The organism is Streptomyces sp. NBC_01410, from assembly GCF_045040195.1.
GTDB lineage: Bacteria > Actinomycetota > Actinomycetes > Streptomycetales > Streptomycetaceae > Streptomyces.
In genome coordinates this window covers 3,029,442-3,051,857 of sequence record NZ_CP109530.1, presented here as the reverse complement: position 1 = coordinate 3,051,857, position 22,416 = coordinate 3,029,442, and the positions used below count along the sequence as shown (strand labels likewise).

Genomic DNA, 22,416 nt, shown 5'->3' with positions numbered 1-22,416 from the left:
CGACGTGGGGCGTGCGCCGGTGGCGCGTGAGGGGTGCGTGGGGGTGTTCGGTGGTTCGACGGGGAAACGGTGAGTGTCATGCGCGGGGTATGTGCGCGGGTTAGGTGGGGGAAGTGTGCAGAGGTGCGGATCGTACCGCCCTGATCCCCCCGGTCGGGTACTGGAGTGGCTCGGCGACCCCGCTCGGGTGCCATGCGGCCGGTTCGCCCGCTGCGGTACCCTGACGCCATGCGTGCCGTACGCCTTCTGCTTAGCGAGCCGCGCTGATCAGTCCCGACGGATGAAAGATCCGGTCGGAATCGGCGCGGCGTCCCCTCCTGTGCGAGGGGTTTTTTCGTTTTGGATTCCGCTGGCAGAGACGAATCGATGGAGCTTCAAAGATCATGAGCGAGACGAATTCAGCTGCAGAGGTGGCCGCAGCACACCGCTATACGGCTGCCATGGCGGCCGACATCGAGGCACGCTGGCAGGACTTCTGGGACGCCGAGGGCACGTACGAGGCGCCGAACCAGACCGGCGACCTGGCCGGGGACCCCGCCCTGGCGGCCAAGCCCAAGAAGTTCGTCATGGACATGTTCCCGTACCCCTCGGGCGCGGGTCTGCACGTCGGCCACCCCCTGGGCTACATCGCCACCGACGTGTTCGCCCGCCACCAGCGCATGACCGGGCACAACGTCCTGCACACGCTGGGCTTCGACGCCTTCGGCCTGCCCGCAGAGCAGCACGCGGTCGCCACCGGCACGCACCCGCGGGTGTCCACCGAGGCCGCCATGGAGAACATGAAGCGGCAGCTGCGCCGACTGGGCCTGGGCCACGACCAGCGCCGGTCGATCGCGACGATCGACCCCGAGTACTACAAGTGGACCCAGTGGATCTTCCTGCAGATCTTCAACTCCTGGTACGACGAGGATGCGCAGAAGGCCCGTCCGATCGACGAGTTGGTGGCGCAGTTCGAGAGCGGTGAGCGCGCCGTTCCGGGCTCCACGCGCGCGTGGAGCGAGCTGAGCGCCGTCGAGCGCGCCGACGTACTGAGCGGCTACCGGCTGGCGTACGCCTCCGACGCGCCCGTCAACTGGTGCCCGGGCCTGGGCACCGTACTGGCGAACGAGGAAGTCACCGCGGACGGACGCTCCGAGCGCGGCAACTTCCCTGTCTTCAAGGCCAAGCTGCGCCAGTGGAACATGCGCATCACCGCCTACGCCGACCGGCTGCTGGACGATCTGGACGGCCTGGACTGGCCCGAGGCGATCAAGCTGCAGCAGCGCAACTGGATCGGCCGCAGCGAGGGCGCACGCGTCCACTTCTCCGTCGACGGCCGCGACGACGCGCGGATCACGGTCTTCACCACCCGCCCCGACACGCTGTTCGGCGCCACCTACATGGTGCTGGCGCCCGAGCACGGCCTGATCGACTCCATCGTCCCGGCGGAGTGGCCCGAGGGCGTCAAGGAGCAGTGGACGGGCGGTGCCGCCACTCCTGCGGAGGCGGTCGCGGCGTACCGTAAGCAGGCTCAGACGAAGAGTGATGTCGAGCGGCAGACCGAGCACAAGGACAAGACCGGTGTCTTCAGCGGTTCCTACGCCCTGAACCCGGTCACCGGCGAGAAGATCCCGGTCTTCGTCGCCGACTACGTGCTGATGGGCTACGGCACGGGCGCGATCATGGCCGTCCCCGGCCAGGACGAGCGCGACTGGGAGTTCTCCGAGGCCTTCGACCTGCCCATCATCCGTACCGTCCAGCCCCCCGAGGGCTGGGAGGGCGAGGCTTTCACCGGCCAGGGCCCCGCGATCAACTCCTCCAACGACGAGATCTCGCTGGACGGCCTGGGTGTCGCCGAGGCCAAGGCGAAGATCACCGAGTGGCTGACCGGTCGCGGCATCGGCGAAGGGACCGTCAACTTCCGGCTGCGCGACTGGCTGTTCAGCCGGCAGCGCTACTGGGGCGAGCCCTTCCCGATCGTGTACGACGAGGACGGCGTGGCACACGCCCTGCCCGAGTCGATGCTGCCGCTGGAGCTGCCCGAGGTCGACGACTACTCGCCTCGTACGTTCGACCCGGACGACGCCGACACCCAGCCCGAGACGCCCCTGTCGCGCAACGAGGACTGGGTCGACGTCGAGCTGGACCTGGGCGACGGCGTCAAGCGCTACCGCCGCGAGACCAACACCATGCCCAACTGGGCCGGTTCGTGCTGGTACGAGCTGCGCTACCTGGACCCGCACAACAGCGAGAAGCTGGTCGACCCCGAGATCGAGCGGTACTGGATGGGGCCGCGCGAGGGCCTGCCCCACGGCGGCGTCGACCTGTACGTGGGCGGCGCGGAGCACGCCGTACTGCACCTGCTGTACGCGCGGTTCTGGTCGAAGGTGCTGTTCGACCTGGGGCACATCTCCTCGGTCGAGCCGTTCCACAAGCTGTACAACCAGGGCATGATCCAGGCGTACGTCTACCGGGACAGCCGCGGCTTCCCGGTGACGGCGGCCGAGGTCGAGGAGCGGGACGGGAAGTTCTACTTCAACGGCGAACCCGTCAAGCGCGAGCTGGGCAAGATGGGCAAGTCCCTGAAGAACGCGGTCACTCCGGACGAGATCTGCGCCGAGTACGGCGCGGACACGCTGCGTCTGTACGAGATGGCGATGGGCCCCCTGGATGTCTCGCGGCCGTGGGACACCCGGGCCGTGGTCGGCCAGTACCGGCTGCTGCAGCGGCTGTGGCGCAATATCGTCGACGAGGCGACCGGTGAGATCACGGTCGTCGACACCGAGGCCGACGAGCCGACGCTGCGCGCGCTGCACAAGGCGATCCACGGCGCCGGACAGGACCTGGCCGCGCTGCGCTTCAACACCGCCATCGCCAAGATCACCGAGCTGAACAACCACCTGACCAAGGTGGGCGGTCCGCTGTCGCGCAGCGTGGCGGAGCGGCTGGTGCTGCTGATCGCCCCGCTGGCCCCGCACATCGCCGAGGAGCTGTGGCGCAAGCTGGGCCACGCCGACTCGGTCGTGCACCAGGACTTCCCGGTCGCCGACCCGGTCTATGTCGTGGACGAGTCCGTGACGTGCGTGGTGCAGATCAAGGGCAAGGTCAAGGCGCGGCTGGAGGTCTCCCCGTCGATCTCGGACGAGGAGCTGGAGGCGCTGGCGCTGGGTGATGCGGCAGTGGTCGCGGCGCTGGGCGGCGCGGGCATCCGCAAGGTGATCGTGCGGGCGCCGAAGCTGGTCAACATCGTCCCCGCGTAGCGCAGGGCCGGTTGACGGCAGGGGTTTTCCCCTACGGGCAGGTTGGGGGTTCCGATGGAACCCGCGGCCTGCCCGTTCCGTTTACGGTGGAGGGACAACAGCCGACGCCGGAGGGGCGCTCATGGAAGCCGCGATTCTGATACTGGCGCTTCTTTTCGTCGCCTTTGTGGCGTTGGGGGTGTATGTCAGCGTGAAGGTCATCGGCGCGGCCAAGCGAGGTGTGGAGCGCACGGTCACGCAGGCGCGCCGCACCGTCGAGGAGACGACGCTTCGCGCGAAGAGCTACGGACAGGGCGGCGTGGTCGGCGAGCTGGCGCAGCTGCGGCTGTCGCTGCGTACGTCGATGAGGGCGACCCAGGACGCGCTGCACGCCGGCGCTGCCGAGGACGCCTCGCTGTCGGAGTCGATCGGCCTGTTCCAGCGGCTGAGTGCGCACGGCCATGAGCTCGACGGCGAGCTGAAGCGACTGGAGCGCGAGCCGGACCGCGCGACGGTGGCGTCGCTGCTGCCCGGGCTGCGTGAACGTACGGAGCGGATCACGCGCTCGGCCGAGTCCCTGCGGTGGGCGGCGCGGGACCGGGCACGCAAGTTCGCCGACGACGATCTGGACGCGCTGAGCACGCAGATCGATGTGGAGTCCGGCGCGCTGCGGCACTGGTCGGGAGCGGAGACGGCGGAGCCGCAGGCTCCTGCGGCGGCGTCGTGGCCGGAGGCCGGGGGCACGGGCGGTGCCGGTGTTGGCGTTGACGGTGGTGGGGACCGTGGTGTCGCGGAGCAGACTTGGCCGGAGGCCGGGGCCGGCGTTGGGCCCGGGCAGACCGTGGCAGAGCAGCCGCAGGCGATCACGGCACCCGATCCCCGGCAGCAGACGTCCTACCCCTGGCAGAAAACAGCCCGTCCGGAGACCACGAACTGAACCACCAGGCAGGCGACGCGACCACCGACGAGGGCCCGGGCTGCCGTCCGGCCGCCCCTGCGGGTAACCTCCCGCTCATGTCCCGCCATGTCGCGATCGTCACCGATTCAACGGCCTACCTGCCGCCGCCGACGATGGAGCGCCACGGCATCATCGCGGTGCCGCTGACCGTCGTACTTGGTGATCAGGCGCTCGAGGAGGGCACCGAGATCTCGGCCCGCTCGCTGGCGCTCGCATTGCAGAAGCGACGGCCGGTGACCACCTCCAGGCCGAGCCCCGAGGTGTTCGCCGAGACGTACCGTGCGAGAGCCGAGGCCGGAGCGACGGGAATCGTCTCCCTGCATCTGTCGGGCGAGTTCTCGGGGACGTACGACGCGGCTGTGCTGGCCGCCAAGGACGCGCCGGTGCCGGTGCGGGTGGTGGACACCGGGATGGTGGCCATGGCCCTGGGGTTCTGCGCACTCGCCGCCGCGGAGACGGCGGAGGGGGGCGGCACGCTGGACGAGGCGGTGGCCGCCGCCGAGAAGCGCGCCGCGGGCACGTCGGCCTACTTCTACGTGGACACCCTGGACTATCTGCGCCGGGGCGGCCGGATCGGTGCCGCGCAGGCGCTGCTGGGCTCGGCGCTTGCAGTGAAGCCGCTGCTCCAGCTGGACGGCGGCCGGATCGAGCTGCTGGAGAAGGTGCGTACGGCCTCGAAGGCGATCGCCCGGCTGGAGGAGATCGTCGTCGACCGGGCGGGCACGAGCAGCGTCGACATCGCCGTGCACCATCTCGCCGCGCCGGAACGGGCCGCGGCACTGGCGGAGCGACTGCGGGAACGGGTTCCCGGCCTTGTGGATCTGCATGTGAGCGAGGTGGGCGCGGTGATCGGGGCGCATACGGGACCGGGGCTGCTGGGGGCTGTGGTCTCGCCTCGCTGAGGAGCCGCCGACGCTCTTGTGGGTGACGGGGTTATCCACAACAGGGCGGTTGTCCACGGAAATTGAGCCTGCTCAGCGGGTTCGGGCGGATGTGCCTACCGTCCTGTGACATGGCTCTGAGAACACGTTCCGCACGTAGTGGCCCGGGCAGGGCGCGGGCTTCGGACGGCCGCGCCCGCGATGGCCGCGTCGCTGATGGCCGCGCCCGCGACTTGGGCTCGCGTAGTGGCCCCGGCCGTGGCATCTACCGTCCTGCTCGCCGACGCGCTCGTCTTCGCGGCGGGCGGGTGGCTGCCGCGTCGATCACAGCCCCGCGCCGGCGCGCGGACGCCCTGTTCGACGGATCGCCGGGCGGTACGGGACCTGCCGAACCGCCCGGAGCGATTCTCGACGCTGCTGTCGGGCGCTCGCGTGCCGAAGGGCGCGCCGTCGCGGCCGCGGATGTGGACGTCGGCGCGGATGTGGACTTCGGTACGAGCGCCCGGCAGCGCATGCGGCTGGCGGTGCGGGAGCGCTTGCCGCTGTGGCTGCAGCTCAGATGCGGTCTGGAGCCCAGGGCTCTCGCCGCCCTGGCCGTCGTGCTCCTGCTGGCCGCGGGCTTCGCGGTCCAGCACTTCTGGGTGGGGCGGCCCCAGACCGTACGGGCCCCGGAGCTCGTCCAGCAGGGCGCGGTCACGCCGGAGCCCCGGACGGCCCCCGGGCCGCCGCCGCCCGATCCGGGGCCGGGCGGCGGGCGGATCGTCGTCGTCGACGTCAGCGGCAAGGTGCGGCGGCCGGGGGTGCACCGGCTGCCGGCGGGATCCAGGGTGGCCGACGCGCTGCGGGCGGCAGGTGGCGTCAGAGCGGGTACTGACCTGACCGGCCTGAACCGGGCTCGGGTGCTCATGGACGGAGAGCAGGTGGTGGTGGGCGTCGCCGTACCGTCCGGGTTGCCCGCCACCGGATCGGGCCCGGGTGCACCGGGTCCGGCAGGGGCTCAGCCGGCGGGGCCGGTGAGCCTCAACTCGGCGACCGTGGAGCAGCTCGACACCCTGCCCGGGGTCGGTCCCGTGCTTGCCCAGCACATCGTCGACTACCGCACCCAGCACGGGGGTTTCCGGTCCGTCGACGAACTCCGAGAGGTCAACGGGATCGGCGATCCGACATTGGCAATGTAACCTATCGAACATGACGCCAACAAGGGCCGTACTCCTGCTCCGCATCAGCTACCGCAAGGCTGAGGACGACGAGCAGACCAGCGAAGTCGAGGCGGCTCGGGCCGAGTTCTCCAAGGGCATTGGCCGCCAGGAGGAGGACGGGCGCGCCCTCGCGAAGCGTCTCGGCTGGACCGTCACCAAGGTGATTCCCGAGGACGACACCTCGGCATTCAAGCGGCGCAAGATCAAGCTTCCCGACGGCACGACCGCGCTGCGCACCGTACGGCCCGGATTCCGCGCGGCCTTGGACATGCTCGCGTCGGGGGAGTGCGACGGCCTGATTGCCGACGACCTCGACCGCGTGGCCCGCGATCCTCGGGACCTTGAGGACCTGATCGACGTTGTGGAGTCCCGTCGGCCCCGTGTGCCTGTCGAGTCCGTCACGGGCTCCCTGCGGCTCGCGAACGACGCCGATATCACCATGGCTCGCATCATGTGCGCCGTCGCGAACAAGAGCAGCCGGGACACCTCCCGCCGTGTCTCCCGCAAGCATGAGGAGTTGGCGGCCGAGGGCAAGGTAGGCGGCGGCGGCTTCCGCCCGTACGGGTACGAGCGCGACGGCATGACCGTCTGCGACCCCGAGGCCGAGGTCATCCGCTGGATGGCGGCGTGCGTCCTCAACGGCTGGTCACAGAACGAGATCTGCGACGACCTCAACGCCCGCGGCGTCAAGCCGGCCAAAGCTGAGGAGTGGAACTCGCGCTCCGTGTCCTCGATCCTCCGGGGCCCCCGCATCACCGGACTCCGGCGGTTCCGCGGCGAGATCATCGGTGACGCCTCATGGTCCGCGATCATCGACCGCGAGACCTGGCACGACGTGCAGGCCCGCCTCAACGAGCGCGGCGGCGGCTCTCGCAACGACTTCGTACGGTGGCTCACCGGCGCCCTCATCTGCTCGCGGTGCAACCGCCCGCTGTGCGGTTGGCAGGGCAACCGGGGCCCGCGGTACTGGTGTGCCACGCCGCGGGGCGGCTGCGGGAAGATCACCATCAATGCTGCGCACGCCGAAGCGGAAGTAGAGCACCAGGTGCTCGACTTCCTCGGCAAGCGGGACGTCCTCGCGCGGCTGCGGTCACTCGCGAGCACGGAGACGAGCGACGCGGCGCGCGCCGAGCTGGCCGAAGACGAGGCACAGCTAAAGGAGTTGGCGGCCATGTGGGCGCGCAGAGAGATGGGGCTCCAGGAGTACACCGAGGCGCGGCGCATCATCGCCGCGCGGGTGAAGGAGTCGGAGGCGCTGCTCACGTCGCAGGCTCCACGGGTGCTGCGGGCGCTGCTCGCCGGGGACGTACGGGCGGGTTGGGCGGAGTTGAAGCCTGCCGGCCGCCGTGAGGTGCTGCTCGCGATCCTGCCCGGCTACCGGGTGATGCCCATGGCAGAAGGCGTGGCCCGCCGGTTCGACCCGGCGCGGCTCATCCCGCTCGATCCGGCAACTTAGGCCGACGTCACTCGGGGGCGTTCTGCCCAGCCTCACGCATGGCTGCCTGAGCCGCGGCCAGTCGCGGCCCGGGCTCGGCGCCCTCGCGGCCAGCAGCTCCAGGCCCGAGCCACCCTTCCTTTCGCGCACGCGCTACCCAACGCGAGACCGTCTCTTCTGGGCGCTTGAGCACTGCGGCCAGCCTTTTGACGGCACCTCGCGGCTTTCCCGGTGCGGATTCGGCGATGTACCCCTCCGCCACCGCCATCAGGAGCTCGTCCGGCAGTGCCGCGCGCCCGGGACTGGGCTTGTCTGAGGTCGTGGACGCCGCAATGATCTCGTCAGCCGTCCGCTCTGGCGGATTGATCATGATGGCCCACGGTCCAGTGTTGGCAATCTCGTTCATGGCCGTCCACTGGCGAGCAGCATCCAGGATTTCGCCAACAGGGATATCACGAAGGAGGCGAGAGGTCACGCTTGGGCCGATCGGTTCGCCCGGCTGCCCCGGGATGACCTCAAGCCGAGTGATGACCAGGCCCTGAGGACCTCGCGCCACGGTGCCGGCGGCCGTCCATCCAGCGCCCAAGCGCCGAAAGTGACCGACCACCCCTGCCGATTTCTCGTCGGCGGTCGGATGGAACAGGGCTGTGGCCGTGGCTCTTGAGCTGCCGCGGAAGACAGGCGCCGAGGCGTCTTGCTGATCATCTTGGGGGCTACTCACCCTGAGAATGTCGCACTCTCCGTCACGTGCGGTCAACGCCGGTGAGCCAATTGGGCCGGATTGGGCTCACCCCGACATTGAAGTGACGGATTGAGCCCACCTCGTAGACAAACTGACGGGGTGGGCCCAATACTGGTCACGTGAACGCAACAGCGGAGCACATCCGCAGCCGCCTGCGCATTCGGCGCGAGCTTCCCGCTCCTCGTGAGCGTCGGGAGCTTCGGGCCGCTGCCGGGCTGACGCAGCAGGAACTCGCCGACGCCATCGGCGTCACTCGCGCAGCTATCTCGCAGTGGGAGGCCGGCACACGCACCCCCCGCGGGGTGCTGCTGGACCGATACGTGGACGCCATCCGCGAGCTTCGGGATGCCGCCTGATGGCCGCCCAGCGGACCATCTCCGACGTCTACGCGGACCGCGAGCTCACCGAGACCCAGGTACGCCGCCTCTTCGCTCTCCTCGGCCTCGGACGCGAGCGACGACACCAGAACGGCGCCGAGATTCCCGTCTCGACGCCGCCCAACGAGAACACCCGTCAGCGCGCTAGCTGAAAACACAGACGGCCGGGGTGCAACCCGGCCGTCAGAAGTGGAGCATCCTCATGCAGAACGCTACGACCACCATCCCCGCGGACGCAACCGCGCCGACCGGCAAGACGCTGCCGCTCCTCGCCGGACTGCCGCCGCAGCCCGCCTCCCTGATCGAGGCCGCCGAGTCGCCGCTCACCCGGTTCGAGACGGAATTCGAGCGGTTCGCCGAGCAGCTGGGCAGCCCCGCTGAGGCCGCCGGCCGAATCCTCGCCGCGCTGGAGCAGGACCGGGCGCAGACCGCTGCGGTCCCCTCGGGAGACAGCACCTGCCCCGACGGGCGAGCCTGGTGCACGGGTGACCCCGACTCGCACGCAGACCCGCGTGAGCACATCCACCACGGCCCCGCGCACGCCATCACCGACCCCGCAGGGCAGCGGGTGATGGAGTTCTCCATCGTCCAGTGGCACGAGGGTCGGCCGGAGCTGGAGTTCGAGAGCGGCGGCAGGTGGGAGACGTTCGACCTTGACCAGACTGACGAGCTGATCGCTGCCACGGCCGCGCACCTGGGCAAGCTGCGCAAGGCGCGGAACCACCTCGCCGAGTTGCTCGCCGCCGAGGCCCGCGCGTGACGGTCCAGGCCCGCCCCGGAGCCCCCGACGCCACCACGGCGCCGGGGGCCTCCGGCGTGACCCCGGGCGACGTCACCGCCCTGTGGGCCTCCGCGCAGGTGACTGCACTCGATGTCGAGAACTTCCCCGACTACGGCAGCGCCGCATGGCTGGCCCTCAGAGCGACCGATCCCCGCCGCGCGGCCGCCATCCTCACGGCCGCCGAGCAGTGGCGCCGCCACACCGAGCGTGAGGCATGGCTCGACCAGCTCCTCGATGAGGACCCCGAGCGCTGGTACCGCATCGTCACCGCGGACGCCGAGGCGTACGCCCGCCGCGTCGCTCCTTCCATTGCCCGTCGCCCCACACACGCCGAAGTCCAGGCCCGCAGAACCAAGGCACCCGCCGCGCGGGCGGTGGTCGCTACTCCCGGCTGGCCTCCCATCGCCATCCCCGGACGCCCCGGTTGGTACCGGCACTGCGGGCCCAACGGCGAACAGATCGACCGCCCGGACAACCAGCCCATCGGTCAGGAGAGAGCAGCTTGACCACGCACCACGAAGTAGACGCGCCGCCGGCCGAGCGCCCGCCGCTCGATCCGGTGGTGAGTCTGCTCGGCGCCGTTCCGGCCGCTCCCGATGGGATCGACTGGAGCGATCTGGCCCCGCAGGGAGACACCGCCGACGCGGTCGCGGACCAGCCGCTGTCGACATCCTTCAAGGCTGGTGGCGCGTTCTTCCACGACGTGCCGGACACGCCGCCGGCCGTCTGGGGAGCGGGCAGCGATGTCCTGTGGGCCGAGGGCGAGGCGCTGCTCATCGCGGCTCCGCAGGGCGTCGGCAAGACCACCTTGGCCCACCAGATCATCCGGGCCCGCCTCGGCCTCCAAGACGGCGTGCTCGGCTACCCGGTCGTACCCGGCCGCAGGGTGTTGCTGCTCGCCATGGACCGGCCAGCGCAGACGCGCCGTGCGGGCAACCGCATCTTCGCGAAAGACGACCCCGTGTTCCTAAACGAACATCTCGTCGTCTGGGAGGGGCCGCCACCCTTCGACCTCGCGAGGCACACGGACATCCTCGCGGCAATGTGCGACCGAGCGAAGGCCGACACGGTCGTCATCGACAGCATCAAGGACGCCGCAATCGGCCTTGCTGACGATGCGGTCGGCGCCGGATACAACCGCGCCCGGCAGAAGGCTTTGGCCGAAGGCGTCCAGGTCATGGAGAACCACCACGTCGTGAAGCGGGGCCCCAACGGGGCCGCGCCCAACACCATGGCGGACATCTACGGCTCGACCTGGATCACGTCCGGCGCGGGCTCCGTCGTCCTGCTCTGGGGTGAGGCAGGCGACCCGGTCGTCTCGTTCCGCCACCTCAAGCAGCCCATGGACGAAGTGGGGCCGTTCCAGCTCGTACACGACCACGCGGCAGGCCTCACGACCGTGCTGCACTCCGCTGACCTCCTAGAGCTCGCAGGCCTTGGAAGCGTCCACGGACTCACCAGCGCTGGTGCCGCTGAGGCCATCTTCGAGACGAAGAAGATCACCCCGGCGCAGAAGATGAAGGCGCGCCGGAAGCTCGACAAGCTCGTCAACTCCGGCCATCTGGCCCGCATCGAGCCGAAGACCCCCGGCGAGCCCACCCGCTACTACCTGGCCCGAGCGGACGCCTCATGAACCGCGCGGGGGTGCACGCAGGGGTATACGCACTCCCTCAGCCGTGCACCCGCACGCACCCCGTACGCGGGTGCACGATCCGCGAAACATGCCAGGTCACAGCCGTACGCACGGGTGCACGCACCCGCACACGCCTTAGGTGCACGTTCCCCACCCCCCTTACAGGAGGGGAACCGTGCACCCCACCAGAAAGAGAGACCCCATGAGCAACGGCCCGGAGCGCTCCGACATCGTCGGCGGCCCCGCCCTTCTCATCGCCGCTCTCCTCTCCAACTACCAGTGCGGCCACTGCGACAGCGAGACCGAAGTGCGACACGACCGGCACGGAAACCCCCACCTGATCATTCACCACGACGACGGATGCCCCGTTCTCACCGGCGCCATCAGCAGCATCCCCGACACCGTCCGGGCCGCAGCCGGACAGACCTGACCCACCGCGCTCATCCGGTTACAGACCCCCCGCGCACATTCGCCTGCTCACGCGCGACACCACACGGAGACCCTCATGACAGACACCACCCCCACCCCCGCCGTACAGCCCGTCAAGCGCCGCGGCGGCTATCCGGGCCGAACCGAACTCAACGCCGCCGGCGACCAGTTCCGCCGAGCCGTGGCCCGCCTCCACCGCGAAGGCGTACGCCACGACCCCGCGCTCATCCCTCGCATGACCGCGATCGTCACCGAGGCGACCGACACCCTCAACCGTCTCGCCAAGGAGGCCGCGCAGGCTGAGGGCAACTCCGTACGCCATCAGCGCGCGCTGAAGGCCGAGGAGGACAAGTTGCGTGCCACCCTGCGCAAGGGCGTACGGCAAGGCAGCACACGCGCTGCGGCACTCCTGGTGCAGCTCGACGAGCGTCGGCCGCAGAGCGGACCGCACGGTGACGACGCGGCATGAACTGCCGCCCGGGGCCAGGCATCCTCACGCGAGGGGCCGGGCGTTGAGCCATCTCGCGCACACCGCCAGCCAGACGCGTCTATCGTCTCGCCATGAGTCAGTCATTCGAAGCACTCGAAGCGCAGTACAAAGCCGCTCTGAACCGTGTCAGCAAGGCGCACGCGGAACTCCAGCAGATCATGGGTGACCCCAAGCCACTCGGCGCCGGAGAACCGCCGGTCCTCACCAAGGTGGAGCGCGACGCGCAGAGTGAGGCACACCAGGCGTACGCGACGTACATCCCCATCCGTGACCTGTACTGGGCGACACGGTGGGGGCGCGAGGGCAACCCGCCAAAGTCCTGACGGCCGTACGCCCGCGCCCGGCTCCTCGCCCCGAGGACGCGGGCGCTGCTGCATCACCATGTGACCGGCGTCCCTCCCCGCCCGGGAAGGGACGCGTTCGTGCGTCCGGGGTCAGGCGCGGCGTGCTGCCCCGGCTGGCCACACCACATCCACAGGGATACCAGCCTCACGGGCCTCGATCACCACGTCCGCGGTACCCCCGCCCTTGCCTGACGGCGGCTCACCGTTCCACACCGCGACCAGACGATCCGCCCGTTCCAACAGCATCTTGTTCGCCGTCTCGTATGCCTCGCGATTCGCGGTCGCATGAGGAATGACGAGAACCTCGGCAGCGGACGCGACGAGGCGATCGAACACGACCGCGTGGTCAGGCTTCACCTTCGCTGCCCGATAGTCCTCGGACGGAATCACCACCACCAGCCGGCCACCGGCCTCGACGACCGCCTCAGCGAAGAGGGAGTCGCTGCCAGCCGCGATGCACGACACCCCCACGAGGCCCTCTCTGTGCGCCTGGAGCAGTTCGCGCAGCGCTGCCCGGACGAGCGGCACGCTTCCCTCGGTCAGGTCCATGTGCCCGGTCACGGCTAGCGTCGCCATGCGGCACCTCCTCAGCTCGACAGCAGGTCGCGGATACTATCGCGCGCCTCCCGAACGGACCGCGACGCGCCGTGACCCACGGTGTACGGGTAGAGCTCGCTGAGTTGCGTGCGTACCCGGCCGGACTGCGTGAGCCGCGCGGCGTCGACCGCTCGGTGAGTCTCCTCTACGGCGCCCGCGACGTCCCCGACGAGGAAATGGCATTCGGCCAGGCCGATGCGGTCGAGGGCGTGCGAGCGGCCGGCCTCGGGGCCGCGGGCTAAAAGTGCGCTGCGGATCTCGGCGGCGGCGCGGTCAGCGTGCTTGCGCGGGTCCTTCCTGGCCAGATCGAGGAACCGGCCTCCGGTGACCCCGGCGAGTTCGGCCTCGTCGAAATAGGCGATCCAGTACGGCTCTTCCCCGCCATCGTCAGCATGAGCCAGCGCCTCCGCTGCCCACGCGGTTGCTCTCTGGAACCCCGCGGTACGCCCCTGTGCTGCGTACGCCCATGCCTCGCGGGTGTGGAGCATGGCCCGCACGCGCGGACCGATGACGTCGCGAGCTCCCTCCTGGGCGAGGTTGATCAGCTGCAACGCATCGTCGGGCCGGTCGCGGTAGAGCATCTGTCGGGCCATCCCCGCAAGGACATTGGCGCCGAACACGGCATCGCCTCCGGCGTGCGCGGCTCGCAGCGCAAGCCGGTAGTACTCCTGCGCGCGCCGCTGCAAACCCGAGTCCCATGCCATTGTGGCGGCGATCCCGGCGAGCTGCGCCATGATCCGGTACAGGCGTGTTTCGACGTCCGGGGCCTGGTGCTCATCGAGGGCACCGGCGACTTCGTTGAGCTGCCCGAGCACGGCCTTTCGGCGCAGGCCTCCGCCGTACCGGTGGTCCCACTGGCGGAACGCGCGCGCGGTCGTTTCCAGCTCGTCTATCTCCCGCAGTCCCAGGCGCCCTCGACGCCGCGGCCCGGTAGCAGGGGTAGCCGGCAGGAGCCATCCCTCAAGGGAGTCGAGGAGCGCGGCACCGGTCACCGCCGCTCCAGCCAGGGCGCGCGTAACAGCGCGTCGGTCCATCACGAGATCGCTCCTCGTCAGGTGTGAGGCCAGGTCCACGGTGGCGTCGGGCCGCCACGGAACCTCGTCTGCTGGCCGTTCACCCGGCGGCTCTGGCGGGTGCTGCTCTGTCTGCTTCTGGGTCTCCCAGGGCCGGGGCGCGAGGCCGAGCAAGTTCCCGGGGATGCGGAGTCCGTCGGCGATCCGGCACACCACGTCGAAGGAGGTGACGCGCTGGCTGCCACTGATGATTGTGCTGACCTTGCCAGGGGTGAGCTCGCAGGACACCGCGATGCGGTTCTGGGAGAGCCCGCCCCACTTCTTGACCAGGGTGAAGACGGCGGCGAAGTCGTGCTCAGCCAGCGCCCGTCGGATGTCGTCCCTGTCGAGGACTTCGGCGGCAAGGGGGCCGGGGGTGGTGGCGTCCATGGGCCGACTTCCGGAGCGATCTTATGCACACGGGTGCGCCTGACTGGAGCGTTAACGAGTGTATTACCGCCTCGGTAACCCCCGCCGGTTATCCCGGAGTTGAGCGCCTCGGTCGACGCTACTGGAACAACGAATCCGAGGGCGACGACGAGGGGCCAGGCCGTGATGACGTTGAGGGTGTGCCGGGTGGACGTCGCCTCACGCTCGGTGGAAGCCGAGACAACGCCAGACCCTCGCGACCGCTCGCGACGGTCCGGGGGCGTGGCCGACTGCGAAGGAGTCGACATGCGACAAGGTACCGCCCGAACGGACAGGTGCGAGCCCGCCATCGATGATCTGGTCTGGGACACGAGCACCCGGCGGGTGGGTCAGGTGATGGACCACGTCGGGAGTCGCTGGCTCCTCCGCCCGGCGGGGGGTGGGTGCGAGTGGGAGGCGGACGCGGAAGGCCTTCGCCCGGCCACGCCCAGCGAGCGGCTGACGTTCGGCGTGACGCAGGCGAACGCTCGATCAACCGGAGGGCTGCTGTGACAGCAGCCCCGTGGAAGAGCCATCTCGGTGGCGTGTCGAGCCCCCTCATGAGCGCCATCAGCGCGGTCGAGACCGCGATGCAGGGCACCTATCGCCAATGGATCGAGCACGCCTCGAAGTGCGACGAGTGCCGTGCCACGGGGAACCGGTGCAGCACGGCCGAAACGGTCTGGCAGGCATACAAGGCCGCACAGCGCGAGGTGCGGTCGTTATGAGGCAGTGGCTTGCCGTGCTCATGTACGTCACGGCCTGCGCGTTCTTTGTTCACCTTCTTGTCTGGCCGTGAGCGGTCACGCAACTCCCCACCCAGGCGGCCGCAGGTCAGGGCCGCAGCCCCATTGATCCCCGCCCCGGCCGATGCATCCGGCCAGGAGACCCGGCCGGGGCGGACTGCAAGGCAGAACACATCCACGAGAGGACACCACGCATGGGCACCATCAGCAATGGACACGGCACGAAGTCGTTCGAGAACGTCCACGCCCCCGGCCTGGACTGGCGCAAGTCCAGCCGAACCGACCTGGACCCGATCTTGAAGGACTGCGTCATCCTCGCCGAGGCGCCGGACGCGAAGGATCACCCGCACGACAGCATCCCGGACGGCACCCGCATGGTCGCCCTCTCGGACGACAAGGACCCCAACTCGCCCGTCCTGTACTTCAGCCGCGCCGAGATCCGGAAGTTCGCCGAGGGCATCCGGGACGGAGAGTTCGACGCCCTCATGGCCAGCGACGAGGAGATGGAGCAGGCCGCCGCGGTCGTGGCTGTCTGACCATGGACGCGGGCCAGGTCGATGCGGCACACAGGTCTATCCAGCCGCTCCGCGGTACCCCGTGTGGGGAGTGCCGGGGTCGGCAGACGGTTCCGATGATCTATCAGGGCGTGGTCATCGTCTCCTGCGAGGCCTGCGGAGGGGCCACCCGGAAGGGCCGTCTCGTTCGTATGGCGCCAGCCACCGCCTAACCCCGTCCCCGTGCCCGCCCGCTACTCCGATAGGGCCGTGCGGGCACGGAAGCGAGACGCCCGGTTGGCAGAGCAGTACGGGCGTCTCGCTGCCTGGCCCCGGTCTGCCACTTGTCCCCCGTCATGGGGCAGGCCGAGGCCAGCGAACGGCCCCCGAAGCGCGTACGCGTGTCCGCGCCTCGGGGCCGTGGCGCGCCGAACCTGCGCCTTACGGTGGAGACCCCCTCACAGGGTCGATGAGGACAGGACGCCCGGCAGCTCATCACCCTCGCGCACGTCTAGTTGAGACCCCTCGCAGGGTCGATGAGGACGGCGGCAATCTTCGCTCGCTCCGCCTCAACATCGAGGTTGAGACCCCTCACAGGGTCGATGAGGACGCCCAGTCAGCCACCGCGATCCGGTGCCATGTCGCGTTGATACCCCTCACAGGGTCGATGAGGACCTGATCCGGAAACAGACCGCCCACCCCAAGGCCATGATGTTGAGACCCCTCATAGGGTCGATGAGGACCATCATCACCGCCCCCATCCTCGCGTCCTGGGCCATGTTGAGACCCCTCATAGGGTCGATGAGGACCGGAGCCCGAGTGCGGCAGCCATGTGCTCGGGATGAGTTGAGACCCCTCACAGGGTCGATGAGGACATGTGGCCGCCTGAGCGCGTCATCATCCGCCCCGCCAAGTTGAGACCCCTCACAGGGTCGATGAGGACACAACCACTCCCACGGCATGTACGCGGACCGCATGGTGTTGAGACCCCTCACAGGGTCGATGAGAGGACACGGCTCCGCCTGGGGCGGCCACGTCCGCATGAACTCGTTGAGACCCCTCGCAGGGTCGATGAGAGGACCGGCCCGCTCCGCCCGGTCGGCCTGCGCCCACTCGAGTTGAGACCCCTCACAGGGTCGATGAGAGGACCCCAGGGTAAAGCCGGTCCCTATAGCGCTTGTCGGCATAGCCTTCACTGCAGCAACAACGGGGCCGCTCGAGCCGGGGCTGCTCACTCTCGTCGCCCCCAGCGTGCTGGTCCCGGCGGCCGCATCGGTATACCTCTTCCGGGCAGGGCGCCGCATGTCGTCATGATGAGGAATCGCCTGTTCTGGCAGCGTCACCGACCGCATGGCGCGGACCGGGCACCCTGACGGCCGGCGCAAGTTCGAGCCGCTTGTCCATGTCGAGGCGGAAGGTGCCGTACGGGTTGATGTTCGACCAGAACAACGCGGTCAAACCGCGCCGGTCCTCGTCGGACAGCTTCTTGGCCCAGGCCGGTTCGGCGAGGACCTGTTGCAACAGCAGGGTGTTGACGTGGACGAGCGCAGACTGGAGCAGGTGCAGGGCGAGCATCGAGGTCTCGGCGTGTTCCTTGTCCGGGCCGGTCAGGGCGCCGTCCTTGCCGTAGTGCAGCGCGGTGTTGGCGCTGTTCCAGTTCTCCACGATCTGGAGGCCGCCGTGGATCTCCCGACGCAGGTCGGGGCTGGCCAGGTAGTCGCAGGCGAAGATCGTGCGTACGGCGCGGCCCAGCTCTTCGAGGCCGGCGGGGTGTTCCTGCCCGCCGAGGTCTGCGACCCCTATGGCTGGCCCTGCGCGCGCAGCTCGCCCGTCACCGCGCGGACGGGGGCCAGGTGCGGCCCGAATTCGTTGCGGCCCTCGATGCGTTGCGGGCAGCGGCACTTGACCACCTCAACGGCCCGTCCGCGAACGGACATGCAGAGCCGACACCAGCGGACATCAGCGCACCCTCGACACGTGCCCTGGTCACCAACGAGGTGCCCTCACGGCGATCGTGGACAACTCGGAGGGGCACGCCATCCGCGATTGGGCACGTGAGCACCTGACCACGGCCGGATACCTCGATGAGGTCACTGTGCTGCGTGCCCAACTCAGCGGCACCTCAGGTGATGCCCGGCAGGCGTGCAGGCCCGTACGCGTCCCGGAGGAGGTTCGGCAGCTGCCGCAGCTCCTGCGCCTGCGGGACGCGGAGCAGTCTGCTGCTTCCGTGGCGCACTCCGTGGCGCACTCTCGCTTCCCTCAGCCCGGCCGTTTCTGACCTCTGCCGCCCTCGTCGCCCGGCTTTCTCACGAAGGGGCCGGGCGCACGGCGTTCTGGCCATAGCCTGGCCTCCTCATCACCGCAGGGGGGACCTGTGAACGCAACGCCACCACAGCGACCGCCAAGACCTGACGAGGACCTTGAGCGGTTTCACAACGGGGACACCCTCGACAACATCCCGATCATCAGGGAACGCAGGCGGTTCCCATGGAAGACGATGACGGCAGCTTCTGGCGGGGTGCTCCTGGTCGCCGTGTGTTCCCTGTCGCTGGTGTTCCACCCTGGCAATCGCAACAACGAGGCTTCAGACCTGCCAAGGTCCAGCCCCACCACTGCCGGCGCCACACGCGCCGAGAGCTCGCCGCCCGCCAGCAGCCCGACGGCTAAGCAGGAGACCGCCCCCTCAACTGCGCCTCCGACTCAGACATCAGATCCCACGGTGCGCTCCCAGAAAAGCTGCGTCCCGGTCTCCTACAAGTTGCCCGACGGCCCGGGTCTCTGCGAGTCGAAGGCCGACGTCTGCGCCCTCGGGTCGCCCATGTACACCCCGGACATCGAGACCATCTGCGGAGCGGCTCCCGTCGCGCACATCTACGTGCAGAACACGGACTTGGTAGAGGCCGGAGGCTGCCTGTCGCTGGAGGGCACGGCATGGGTCACGGGCACGGCCAGCTATCTCGGCGCAGGCGCACCGGGCTACCAGTGCCATGCGTTCGTCGACCGCACCGACCTTGAAACGGGCGGAGTGCCGCTGACTGTCTGCCAGGAGTACTACCCGAACACCCGGCAGACGTTCCTCGCGGAGCTCACGACGCCGGCGGGAACCATGACGGCCTGTCTCACAGCCCATCACGGCGCCTGACGACTTCATAGTCCATTGCACGCAATCCACGGTCCGCCCGCGGGCTCCCGCAATCTTGCGCAACTGCCACCCGCACCACTGCCGGTGGCTCCATCCTGGTGCTCCACCCAGCGAAAACGGAGCACCCATGAGGCTCAGGTTCATTGGCACCACCTCCGAGCACGGGAACTGCCCGACCCTGTACGAGGTCGAGGAGACCGGCGACATCGTCGTCCAGGGCGACCAGCTGACCGACCCCGAGCACCTTGCTCAGCTCCGCGACGTCGGTGAGCATGAGACGTTTGTCGTCATCCCCCGCGAGCTGCTGACCCGCTTCGCCCCGAAGGAGTAACCGTGCCGCCGCTGATCCCCTTCGAGGAGATCACCCACCTGTTCACGGAGTTCGAGCACACCGCGTTCCGGCTGGAGACCCGCCGCGGCTACGCCTCCGACCGGCAGGGCGCCCGCTTCCAGGCGTTCATGCACGGCATCACCCCGCAGCCGGAACCAGGCCACCCGTGGAACCTCAACGTGCGCGCGAAGGCCGAGCAGGGCGCAACGTTCTCCCGCGTGCGGATCATCGATGAACCACCGACCGACGGGCAGCGGTTCCTCATGGCGACCGCGGCAGGCAACGTCGAGGCGGGAGAGGACATCCGTGTCCTGCCCCGGTCCGAGGCTGAGCGGCTGGAGCTGCCGGACTTTGATCTGTGGCTGTTCGACTCCCAGATCCTGGTCCGCATGCACATCGACGACACCGACACGACGATCGGCGTTGAGGTTGTCGAGGACGAAGCCGAGGTCCTCGCGGCGTGCCGGGTGAGGGACGCAGCATGGCGCGTTGCTGTCCCTACTGCTGAGGTGTGGGCGCAGGTACGTTCGTCCGTGTGAGCACGGACTTTCAGAGCGCGAGGGTTGCCCTCGGCGCGCGCTTGCGCGAGCTGCGCGCCGAGGCGGGCCTGAGCGGCAAGGACATGGCCGAGCGGCTCGGCTGGCAGCGCTCGAAGGTGTCGAGGCTGGAGACCGGAAAGCAGACCGCGACCGCGGCCGACCTCACCGCGTGGGCGGCCGTCACGGACTCGTCGCAGGCGTCCGATCTGGAGAGCCGCCGCCGCGGGCTGGAGTCCCAGCAGCGGTCATGGCGCCGGCAGCTGTCCGCGGGGCACCGCTCCGTGCAGGACCGGTACGTCGTCGAGTACCAGCGCACGGCCACCATGCGCGGGTACGAGGCCACCGTCATCCCGGGCCTGTTCCAGACGCCGGGCTACGCGCGGCACTTGCTCGTCAAGAATTCCGAGTTGATGCGGTCCCCTCGCGACACCGAGGAGGCCGTGCATGCCCGCATGCGCCGTCAGGAGGTGTTGTACGAGGCGGGCAAGTTGTTCCGCGTGCTGGTGTGGGAGGGCGCGTTGCATGCGCTGATCTGCCCCCGTGAGGTGATGGCCGGGCAGCTCGACCGGCTCGTTGGGCTGATCGGGATGAGCACGGTGGAGCTGGGCATCGTGCCCCTCGGCGCGCCGCTGCCGCTGACTCCGAAGCATGGTTTCTGGATCTTCGATGAGGAGCGGGTCATCGTCGAGACCATCAACACGGAGCTGTCGTATGACTCGGCCGAGGACGTCGAGCTGTACGGCAGGGTGTGGGACGGACTCAACGAGGCCGCGGCGTACGGGCCGCGAGCGCACCGGCTGATTGCACGGGCCCGGGTTCAGCTCCAGTCCGTGTGAGCAACCCCGATCAACCGCCCACGCGGCTCGCGCAATCCCGCGCAATCGTGGCGCGCGCCACCGCCGGCCGTTCCTACGGTCCAGAGCATGGACCTAGTAACCCGCCCCTCGGGAGCCTCGGAAGCGGGACAGTCCGGCTTCTGCCACTTGCACGGCGGCGAGTCCGCGACGGCCGAGGTGATCCAGATCGTCGAGCGGCCGTCAGGCGCCGCACCGTACGCTCTGTCCGCCTGCGCCCCGTGCCGCAAGGAACGCGGCCTGGCCGTGCTGGCGGTGGCGGCATGACGCGGCTGACGGATGTGACCCGGTACCCGGCCAAGTCGATGACGCGGTGCGGAGAGCTCGACCCGGAGCGGCCGCGGACGTTCTGCACGCGCGACGACCCCGACCACCAGAGCGACCACGAGCACGAGTACACCGGGCGCACTTGGCCCTGTGAGTCCAACTCCGGGCCGAAGTGACCACCGCAGCGCGGGCGCGCCGCGCTGTGAAGCTCTGCCGGAGACAGCCCGTGCCGGACGCGGGCGACCTTTCGTGGGAGCAGTACGCGGGCCGGGCCTGCTTCGTCTGCGGCAAGCAGCTCACCGTCGGTGCCGTCTCGTGCGGGCGGGCCGTCGGCCGGCAGGGCGTGCATGTGCTGGACGTTGAGGTGTGGTCGTGCCCCTGATCTCTGCGCGCGCTGCCTCGGCTGAAGGCAAGAGCGACGAGCCCGCTGAGAAGGCGCGCGGCCGAGTACGTACACCCCATTGATCCCCGCCCCGGCCGACAACTCCGGCCAGGAAATCCCGGCCGGGGCGGATTGCAAGGACCGAGCACTTCCACGAGAGAGGACACCACTCATGGGCACACTCAGCAATGGCCGCGGCACGGTCTCGTATCAGAACTCGCATGCCCCCGGGCTGGACTGGCGCAAGGCGAGCAGGACCGACCTTGACCCGATCCTGAAGGACTGCGTCATCGTCGCCGAGGCGCCGGACGCGAAGGATCACCCGCACGACAGCATCCCGGACGGCACCCGCATGGTCGCTCTCTCGGACGACAAGGACCCGAACAGTCCGGTCCTGTACTTCAGCCGCGCCGAGATCCGGAAGTTCATCGAGGGCGCCAAGGACGGCGAGTTCGACGACCTCATGGCCAGCGACGAGGAGATGGAGCAGGCCGCCGCGGTCGTGGCTGTCTGACCATGGACGCGGGCCAGGTCGATGCGGCACACAGGTCTATCCAGCCGCTCCGCGGTACCCCGTGTGGGGAGTGCCGGGGTCGGCAGACGGTTCCGATGATCTATCAGGGCGTGGTCATCGTCTCCTGCGAGGCCTGCGGAGGGGCCACCCGGAAGGGCCGTCTCGTTCGTATGGCGCCAGCCACCGCCTAACCCCCTTGACCGCCCCGGTCTGCCACTCGTCCCCCGTCATGAGGCAGGCCGAGGCCAGCGAACGGCCCCCGAAGCGCGTACGCGTGTCCGCGCCTCGGGGGCCGTGGCGCGCCATGACTGTGCACCCCTCACAGGGTCGATAAGGACGTTCTTCGTCCGGGAGTCCCGCGAGACCGGCTACCGGTTGAGACCCCTCACAGGATCGATGAGGACGCCCGGATTTCGCGGACCACACTGACCGGCTCGTCGAGTTGAGACCCCTCACAGGGTCGATGGGGACTGGGTGTGTTCCGTGTCGACGAGATAGGCGGGGACGTGTTGAGACCCCTCACAGGGTCGATGAGGACCTGATCCGGAAACAGACCGCCCACCCCAAAGCCATGATGTTGAGACCCCTCATAGGGTCGATGAG

General features: G+C 69.3%; 28 protein-coding genes and 2 CRISPR repeat arrays (1 of these 30 cut by a window edge). Of the genes, 24 read left to right on the top strand and 4 right to left on the bottom strand.

The window, feature by feature from the left end; genetic code table 11:
- Positions 1 to 383: 383 nt before the first annotated feature.
- The 5 genes from leuS (at position 384) to OG741_RS13995 (ending at position 7,712) form a co-directional block, all read left to right on the top strand.
- Positions 384 to 3,239, top strand: coding sequence for a leucine--tRNA ligase (leuS, locus tag OG741_RS14015; protein WP_405597612.1), 2,856 nt, complete (start codon positions 384 to 386; stop codon positions 3,237 to 3,239).
- A gap of 121 nt (positions 3,240 to 3,360) precedes the next feature.
- Positions 3,361 to 4,155, top strand: coding sequence for a hypothetical protein (locus OG741_RS14010; protein WP_405597611.1), 795 nt, complete (start codon positions 3,361 to 3,363; stop codon positions 4,153 to 4,155).
- A gap of 77 nt (positions 4,156 to 4,232) precedes the next feature.
- Positions 4,233 to 5,078, top strand: coding sequence for a DegV family protein (locus OG741_RS14005; protein WP_405597610.1), 846 nt, complete (start codon positions 4,233 to 4,235; stop codon positions 5,076 to 5,078).
- Positions 5,079 to 5,365: 287 nt separating this feature from the next.
- Complete coding sequence (locus OG741_RS14000) at positions 5,366 to 6,235, top strand: helix-hairpin-helix domain-containing protein (RefSeq protein WP_405597608.1); 870 nt, start codon at positions 5,366 to 5,368, stop codon at positions 6,233 to 6,235.
- Positions 6,236 to 6,245: 10 nt separating this feature from the next.
- Positions 6,246 to 7,712, top strand: a complete 1,467-nt coding sequence (locus OG741_RS13995; protein ID WP_405597605.1) for a recombinase family protein — start codon at positions 6,246 to 6,248, stop codon at positions 7,710 to 7,712.
- A gap of 7 nt (positions 7,713 to 7,719) precedes the next feature.
- Here OG741_RS13995 and OG741_RS13990 read toward each other — a convergent pair whose 3' ends face one another.
- The gene (locus OG741_RS13990; protein WP_405597603.1) at positions 7,720 to 8,166 is read right to left on the bottom strand and encodes a hypothetical protein; all 447 of its coding nucleotides are present in this window, start codon (positions 8,164 to 8,166) and stop codon (positions 7,720 to 7,722) included.
- 386 nt (positions 8,167 to 8,552) lie between these two features.
- Here OG741_RS13990 and OG741_RS13985 point away from each other — a divergent pair, with 386 nt between their 5' ends.
- The 8 genes from OG741_RS13985 to OG741_RS13950 all read left to right on the top strand — a co-directional run bounded on the left by OG741_RS13985 (position 8,553) and on the right by OG741_RS13950 (position 12,466).
- Positions 8,553 to 8,789 carry a helix-turn-helix transcriptional regulator gene (locus tag OG741_RS13985; protein WP_405597600.1) on the top strand — a complete coding sequence of 79 codons (237 nt, stop codon included), beginning with the start codon at positions 8,553 to 8,555 and terminating at the stop codon, positions 8,787 to 8,789.
- Positions 8,789 to 8,962, top strand: a complete 174-nt coding sequence (locus OG741_RS13980; protein WP_405597598.1) for a hypothetical protein — start codon at positions 8,789 to 8,791, stop codon at positions 8,960 to 8,962. Before OG741_RS13985 ends, OG741_RS13980 begins: the two co-directional genes overlap by 1 nt.
- 50 nt (positions 8,963 to 9,012) lie before the next feature.
- A complete protein-coding gene (locus OG741_RS13975; RefSeq protein ID WP_405597596.1) occupies positions 9,013 to 9,570 on the top strand; it encodes a DUF6907 domain-containing protein in 558 nt (185 codons plus the stop codon).
- Positions 9,567 to 10,097 carry a hypothetical protein gene (locus OG741_RS13970; protein WP_405597594.1) on the top strand — a complete coding sequence of 177 codons (531 nt, stop codon included), beginning with the start codon at positions 9,567 to 9,569 and terminating at the stop codon, positions 10,095 to 10,097. The genes OG741_RS13975 and OG741_RS13970 overlap by 4 nt, the downstream gene beginning before the upstream one ends.
- Positions 10,094 to 11,224, top strand: coding sequence for an AAA family ATPase (locus OG741_RS13965; protein WP_405597593.1), 1,131 nt, complete (start codon positions 10,094 to 10,096; stop codon positions 11,222 to 11,224). Before OG741_RS13970 ends, OG741_RS13965 begins: the two co-directional genes overlap by 4 nt.
- Before the next feature lie 202 nt (positions 11,225 to 11,426).
- Complete coding sequence (locus OG741_RS13960; RefSeq protein WP_405597591.1) at positions 11,427 to 11,654, top strand: hypothetical protein; 228 nt, start codon at positions 11,427 to 11,429, stop codon at positions 11,652 to 11,654.
- A 75-nt stretch (positions 11,655 to 11,729) separates the two neighbouring features.
- Complete coding sequence (locus OG741_RS13955; RefSeq protein WP_405597589.1) at positions 11,730 to 12,122, top strand: hypothetical protein; 393 nt, start codon at positions 11,730 to 11,732, stop codon at positions 12,120 to 12,122.
- 92 nt (positions 12,123 to 12,214) lie between these two features.
- Entirely contained in the window at positions 12,215 to 12,466 is a 252-nt protein-coding gene (locus OG741_RS13950) for a hypothetical protein (RefSeq protein WP_405597587.1), read from the top strand.
- A gap of 111 nt (positions 12,467 to 12,577) precedes the next feature.
- Here OG741_RS13950 and OG741_RS13945 read toward each other — a convergent pair whose 3' ends face one another.
- The gene (locus OG741_RS13945) at positions 12,578 to 13,063 is read right to left on the bottom strand and encodes a hypothetical protein (protein ID WP_405597584.1); all 486 of its coding nucleotides are present in this window, start codon (positions 13,061 to 13,063) and stop codon (positions 12,578 to 12,580) included.
- Positions 13,064 to 13,074: 11 nt separating this feature from the next.
- Positions 13,075 to 14,526 (bottom strand): hypothetical protein, encoded by a 1,452-nt coding sequence (locus OG741_RS13940; protein WP_405597582.1) that lies wholly within the window; start codon positions 14,524 to 14,526, stop codon positions 13,075 to 13,077.
- A 578-nt stretch (positions 14,527 to 15,104) separates the two neighbouring features.
- On the opposite strand from OG741_RS13940, the gene OG741_RS13935 reads away from it, so the two are divergent.
- The gene (locus tag OG741_RS13935; RefSeq protein ID WP_405597580.1) at positions 15,105 to 15,272 is read left to right on the top strand and encodes a hypothetical protein; all 168 of its coding nucleotides are present in this window, start codon (positions 15,105 to 15,107) and stop codon (positions 15,270 to 15,272) included.
- Between the two features lie 212 nt (positions 15,273 to 15,484).
- On the top strand, positions 15,485 to 15,826 hold the full coding sequence (locus OG741_RS13930) for a DUF397 domain-containing protein (RefSeq protein ID WP_405597579.1): 342 nt from the start codon (positions 15,485 to 15,487) through the stop codon (positions 15,824 to 15,826).
- Between the two features lie 472 nt (positions 15,827 to 16,298).
- Positions 16,299 to 16,928: a CRISPR direct-repeat array (repeat unit 27 nt; unit sequence GTTGAGACCCCTCACAGGGTCGATGAG).
- Positions 16,929 to 17,092: 164 nt separating this feature from the next.
- Here the strand turns inward: OG741_RS13930 and OG741_RS13925 are convergent.
- Positions 17,093 to 17,686 carry a Tn3 family transposase gene (locus tag OG741_RS13925; protein ID WP_405597577.1) on the bottom strand — a complete coding sequence of 198 codons (594 nt, stop codon included), beginning with the start codon at positions 17,684 to 17,686 and terminating at the stop codon, positions 17,093 to 17,095.
- 112 nt (positions 17,687 to 17,798) lie between these two features.
- Between OG741_RS13925 and OG741_RS13920 the strand changes: the two genes are divergently transcribed.
- From OG741_RS13920 to OG741_RS13880, 9 genes are all read left to right on the top strand, one after another.
- A complete protein-coding gene (locus OG741_RS13920) occupies positions 17,799 to 18,062 on the top strand; it encodes a hypothetical protein (protein ID WP_405597575.1) in 264 nt (87 codons plus the stop codon).
- Positions 18,063 to 18,503: 441 nt separating this feature from the next.
- Positions 18,504 to 18,926, top strand: coding sequence for a hypothetical protein (locus OG741_RS13915; RefSeq protein WP_405597572.1), 423 nt, complete (start codon positions 18,504 to 18,506; stop codon positions 18,924 to 18,926).
- 127 nt (positions 18,927 to 19,053) lie between these two features.
- Positions 19,054 to 19,257, top strand: a complete 204-nt coding sequence (locus OG741_RS13910) for a hypothetical protein (RefSeq protein WP_405597570.1) — start codon at positions 19,054 to 19,056, stop codon at positions 19,255 to 19,257.
- 2 nt (positions 19,258 to 19,259) lie between these two features.
- Positions 19,260 to 19,796 carry a DUF6879 family protein gene (locus OG741_RS13905; RefSeq protein ID WP_405597567.1) on the top strand — a complete coding sequence of 179 codons (537 nt, stop codon included), beginning with the start codon at positions 19,260 to 19,262 and terminating at the stop codon, positions 19,794 to 19,796.
- A complete protein-coding gene (locus tag OG741_RS13900) occupies positions 19,793 to 20,632 on the top strand; it encodes a helix-turn-helix domain-containing protein (protein ID WP_405597565.1) in 840 nt (279 codons plus the stop codon). The genes OG741_RS13905 and OG741_RS13900 overlap by 4 nt, the downstream gene beginning before the upstream one ends.
- 87 nt (positions 20,633 to 20,719) lie before the next feature.
- Positions 20,720 to 20,917 carry a hypothetical protein gene (locus OG741_RS13895; protein WP_405597563.1) on the top strand — a complete coding sequence of 66 codons (198 nt, stop codon included), beginning with the start codon at positions 20,720 to 20,722 and terminating at the stop codon, positions 20,915 to 20,917.
- Positions 20,914 to 21,093 (top strand): hypothetical protein, encoded by a 180-nt coding sequence (locus OG741_RS13890; RefSeq protein ID WP_405597560.1) that lies wholly within the window; start codon positions 20,914 to 20,916, stop codon positions 21,091 to 21,093. Before OG741_RS13895 ends, OG741_RS13890 begins: the two co-directional genes overlap by 4 nt.
- Before the next feature lie 50 nt (positions 21,094 to 21,143).
- Positions 21,144 to 21,299, top strand: a complete 156-nt coding sequence (locus OG741_RS13885; RefSeq protein WP_405597557.1) for a hypothetical protein — start codon at positions 21,144 to 21,146, stop codon at positions 21,297 to 21,299.
- A gap of 172 nt (positions 21,300 to 21,471) precedes the next feature.
- Entirely contained in the window at positions 21,472 to 21,813 is a 342-nt protein-coding gene (locus OG741_RS13880; RefSeq protein ID WP_405597554.1) for a DUF397 domain-containing protein, read from the top strand.
- Positions 21,814 to 22,187: 374 nt separating this feature from the next.
- Positions 22,188 to 22,416: direct repeats of the CRISPR family, unit length 25 nt; unit sequence GTTGAGACCCCTCACAGGGTCGATG (it continues 326 nt past the right edge of the window).

Excerpts from the sequence above, each read along its gene's own strand:
- OG741_RS13910 (WP_405597570.1), top strand. The coding sequence starts at position 19,054 with ATGAGGCTCAGGTTCATTGGCACCACCTCCGAGCACGGGAACTGCCCG.
- OG741_RS13935 (WP_405597580.1), top strand. The coding sequence starts at position 15,105 with ATGAGCGCCATCAGCGCGGTCGAGACCGCGATGCAGGGCACCTATCGC.
- OG741_RS13930 (WP_405597579.1), top strand. The coding sequence starts at position 15,485 with ATGGGCACCATCAGCAATGGACACGGCACGAAGTCGTTCGAGAACGTC.
- OG741_RS13995 (WP_405597605.1), top strand. The coding sequence starts at position 6,246 with ATGACGCCAACAAGGGCCGTACTCCTGCTCCGCATCAGCTACCGCAAG.
- OG741_RS14010 (WP_405597611.1), top strand. The coding sequence starts at position 3,361 with ATGGAAGCCGCGATTCTGATACTGGCGCTTCTTTTCGTCGCCTTTGTG.
- OG741_RS13960 (WP_405597591.1), top strand. The coding sequence starts at position 11,427 with ATGAGCAACGGCCCGGAGCGCTCCGACATCGTCGGCGGCCCCGCCCTT.
- OG741_RS13975 (WP_405597596.1), top strand. The coding sequence starts at position 9,013 with ATGCAGAACGCTACGACCACCATCCCCGCGGACGCAACCGCGCCGACC.
- OG741_RS13940 (WP_405597582.1), bottom strand. The coding sequence starts at position 14,526 with ATGGACGCCACCACCCCCGGCCCCCTTGCCGCCGAAGTCCTCGACAGG.
- OG741_RS13950 (WP_405597587.1), top strand. The coding sequence starts at position 12,215 with ATGAGTCAGTCATTCGAAGCACTCGAAGCGCAGTACAAAGCCGCTCTG.
- OG741_RS13955 (WP_405597589.1), top strand. The coding sequence starts at position 11,730 with ATGACAGACACCACCCCCACCCCCGCCGTACAGCCCGTCAAGCGCCGC.
- OG741_RS13980 (WP_405597598.1), top strand. The coding sequence starts at position 8,789 with ATGGCCGCCCAGCGGACCATCTCCGACGTCTACGCGGACCGCGAGCTC.
- OG741_RS14005 (WP_405597610.1), top strand. The coding sequence starts at position 4,233 with ATGTCCCGCCATGTCGCGATCGTCACCGATTCAACGGCCTACCTGCCG.
- leuS (WP_405597612.1), top strand. The coding sequence starts at position 384 with ATGAGCGAGACGAATTCAGCTGCAGAGGTGGCCGCAGCACACCGCTAT.
- OG741_RS13895 (WP_405597563.1), top strand. The coding sequence starts at position 20,720 with ATGGACCTAGTAACCCGCCCCTCGGGAGCCTCGGAAGCGGGACAGTCC.
- OG741_RS13880 (WP_405597554.1), top strand. The coding sequence starts at position 21,472 with ATGGGCACACTCAGCAATGGCCGCGGCACGGTCTCGTATCAGAACTCG.
- OG741_RS13890 (WP_405597560.1), top strand. The coding sequence starts at position 20,914 with ATGACGCGGCTGACGGATGTGACCCGGTACCCGGCCAAGTCGATGACG.
- OG741_RS13945 (WP_405597584.1), bottom strand. The coding sequence starts at position 13,063 with ATGGCGACGCTAGCCGTGACCGGGCACATGGACCTGACCGAGGGAAGC.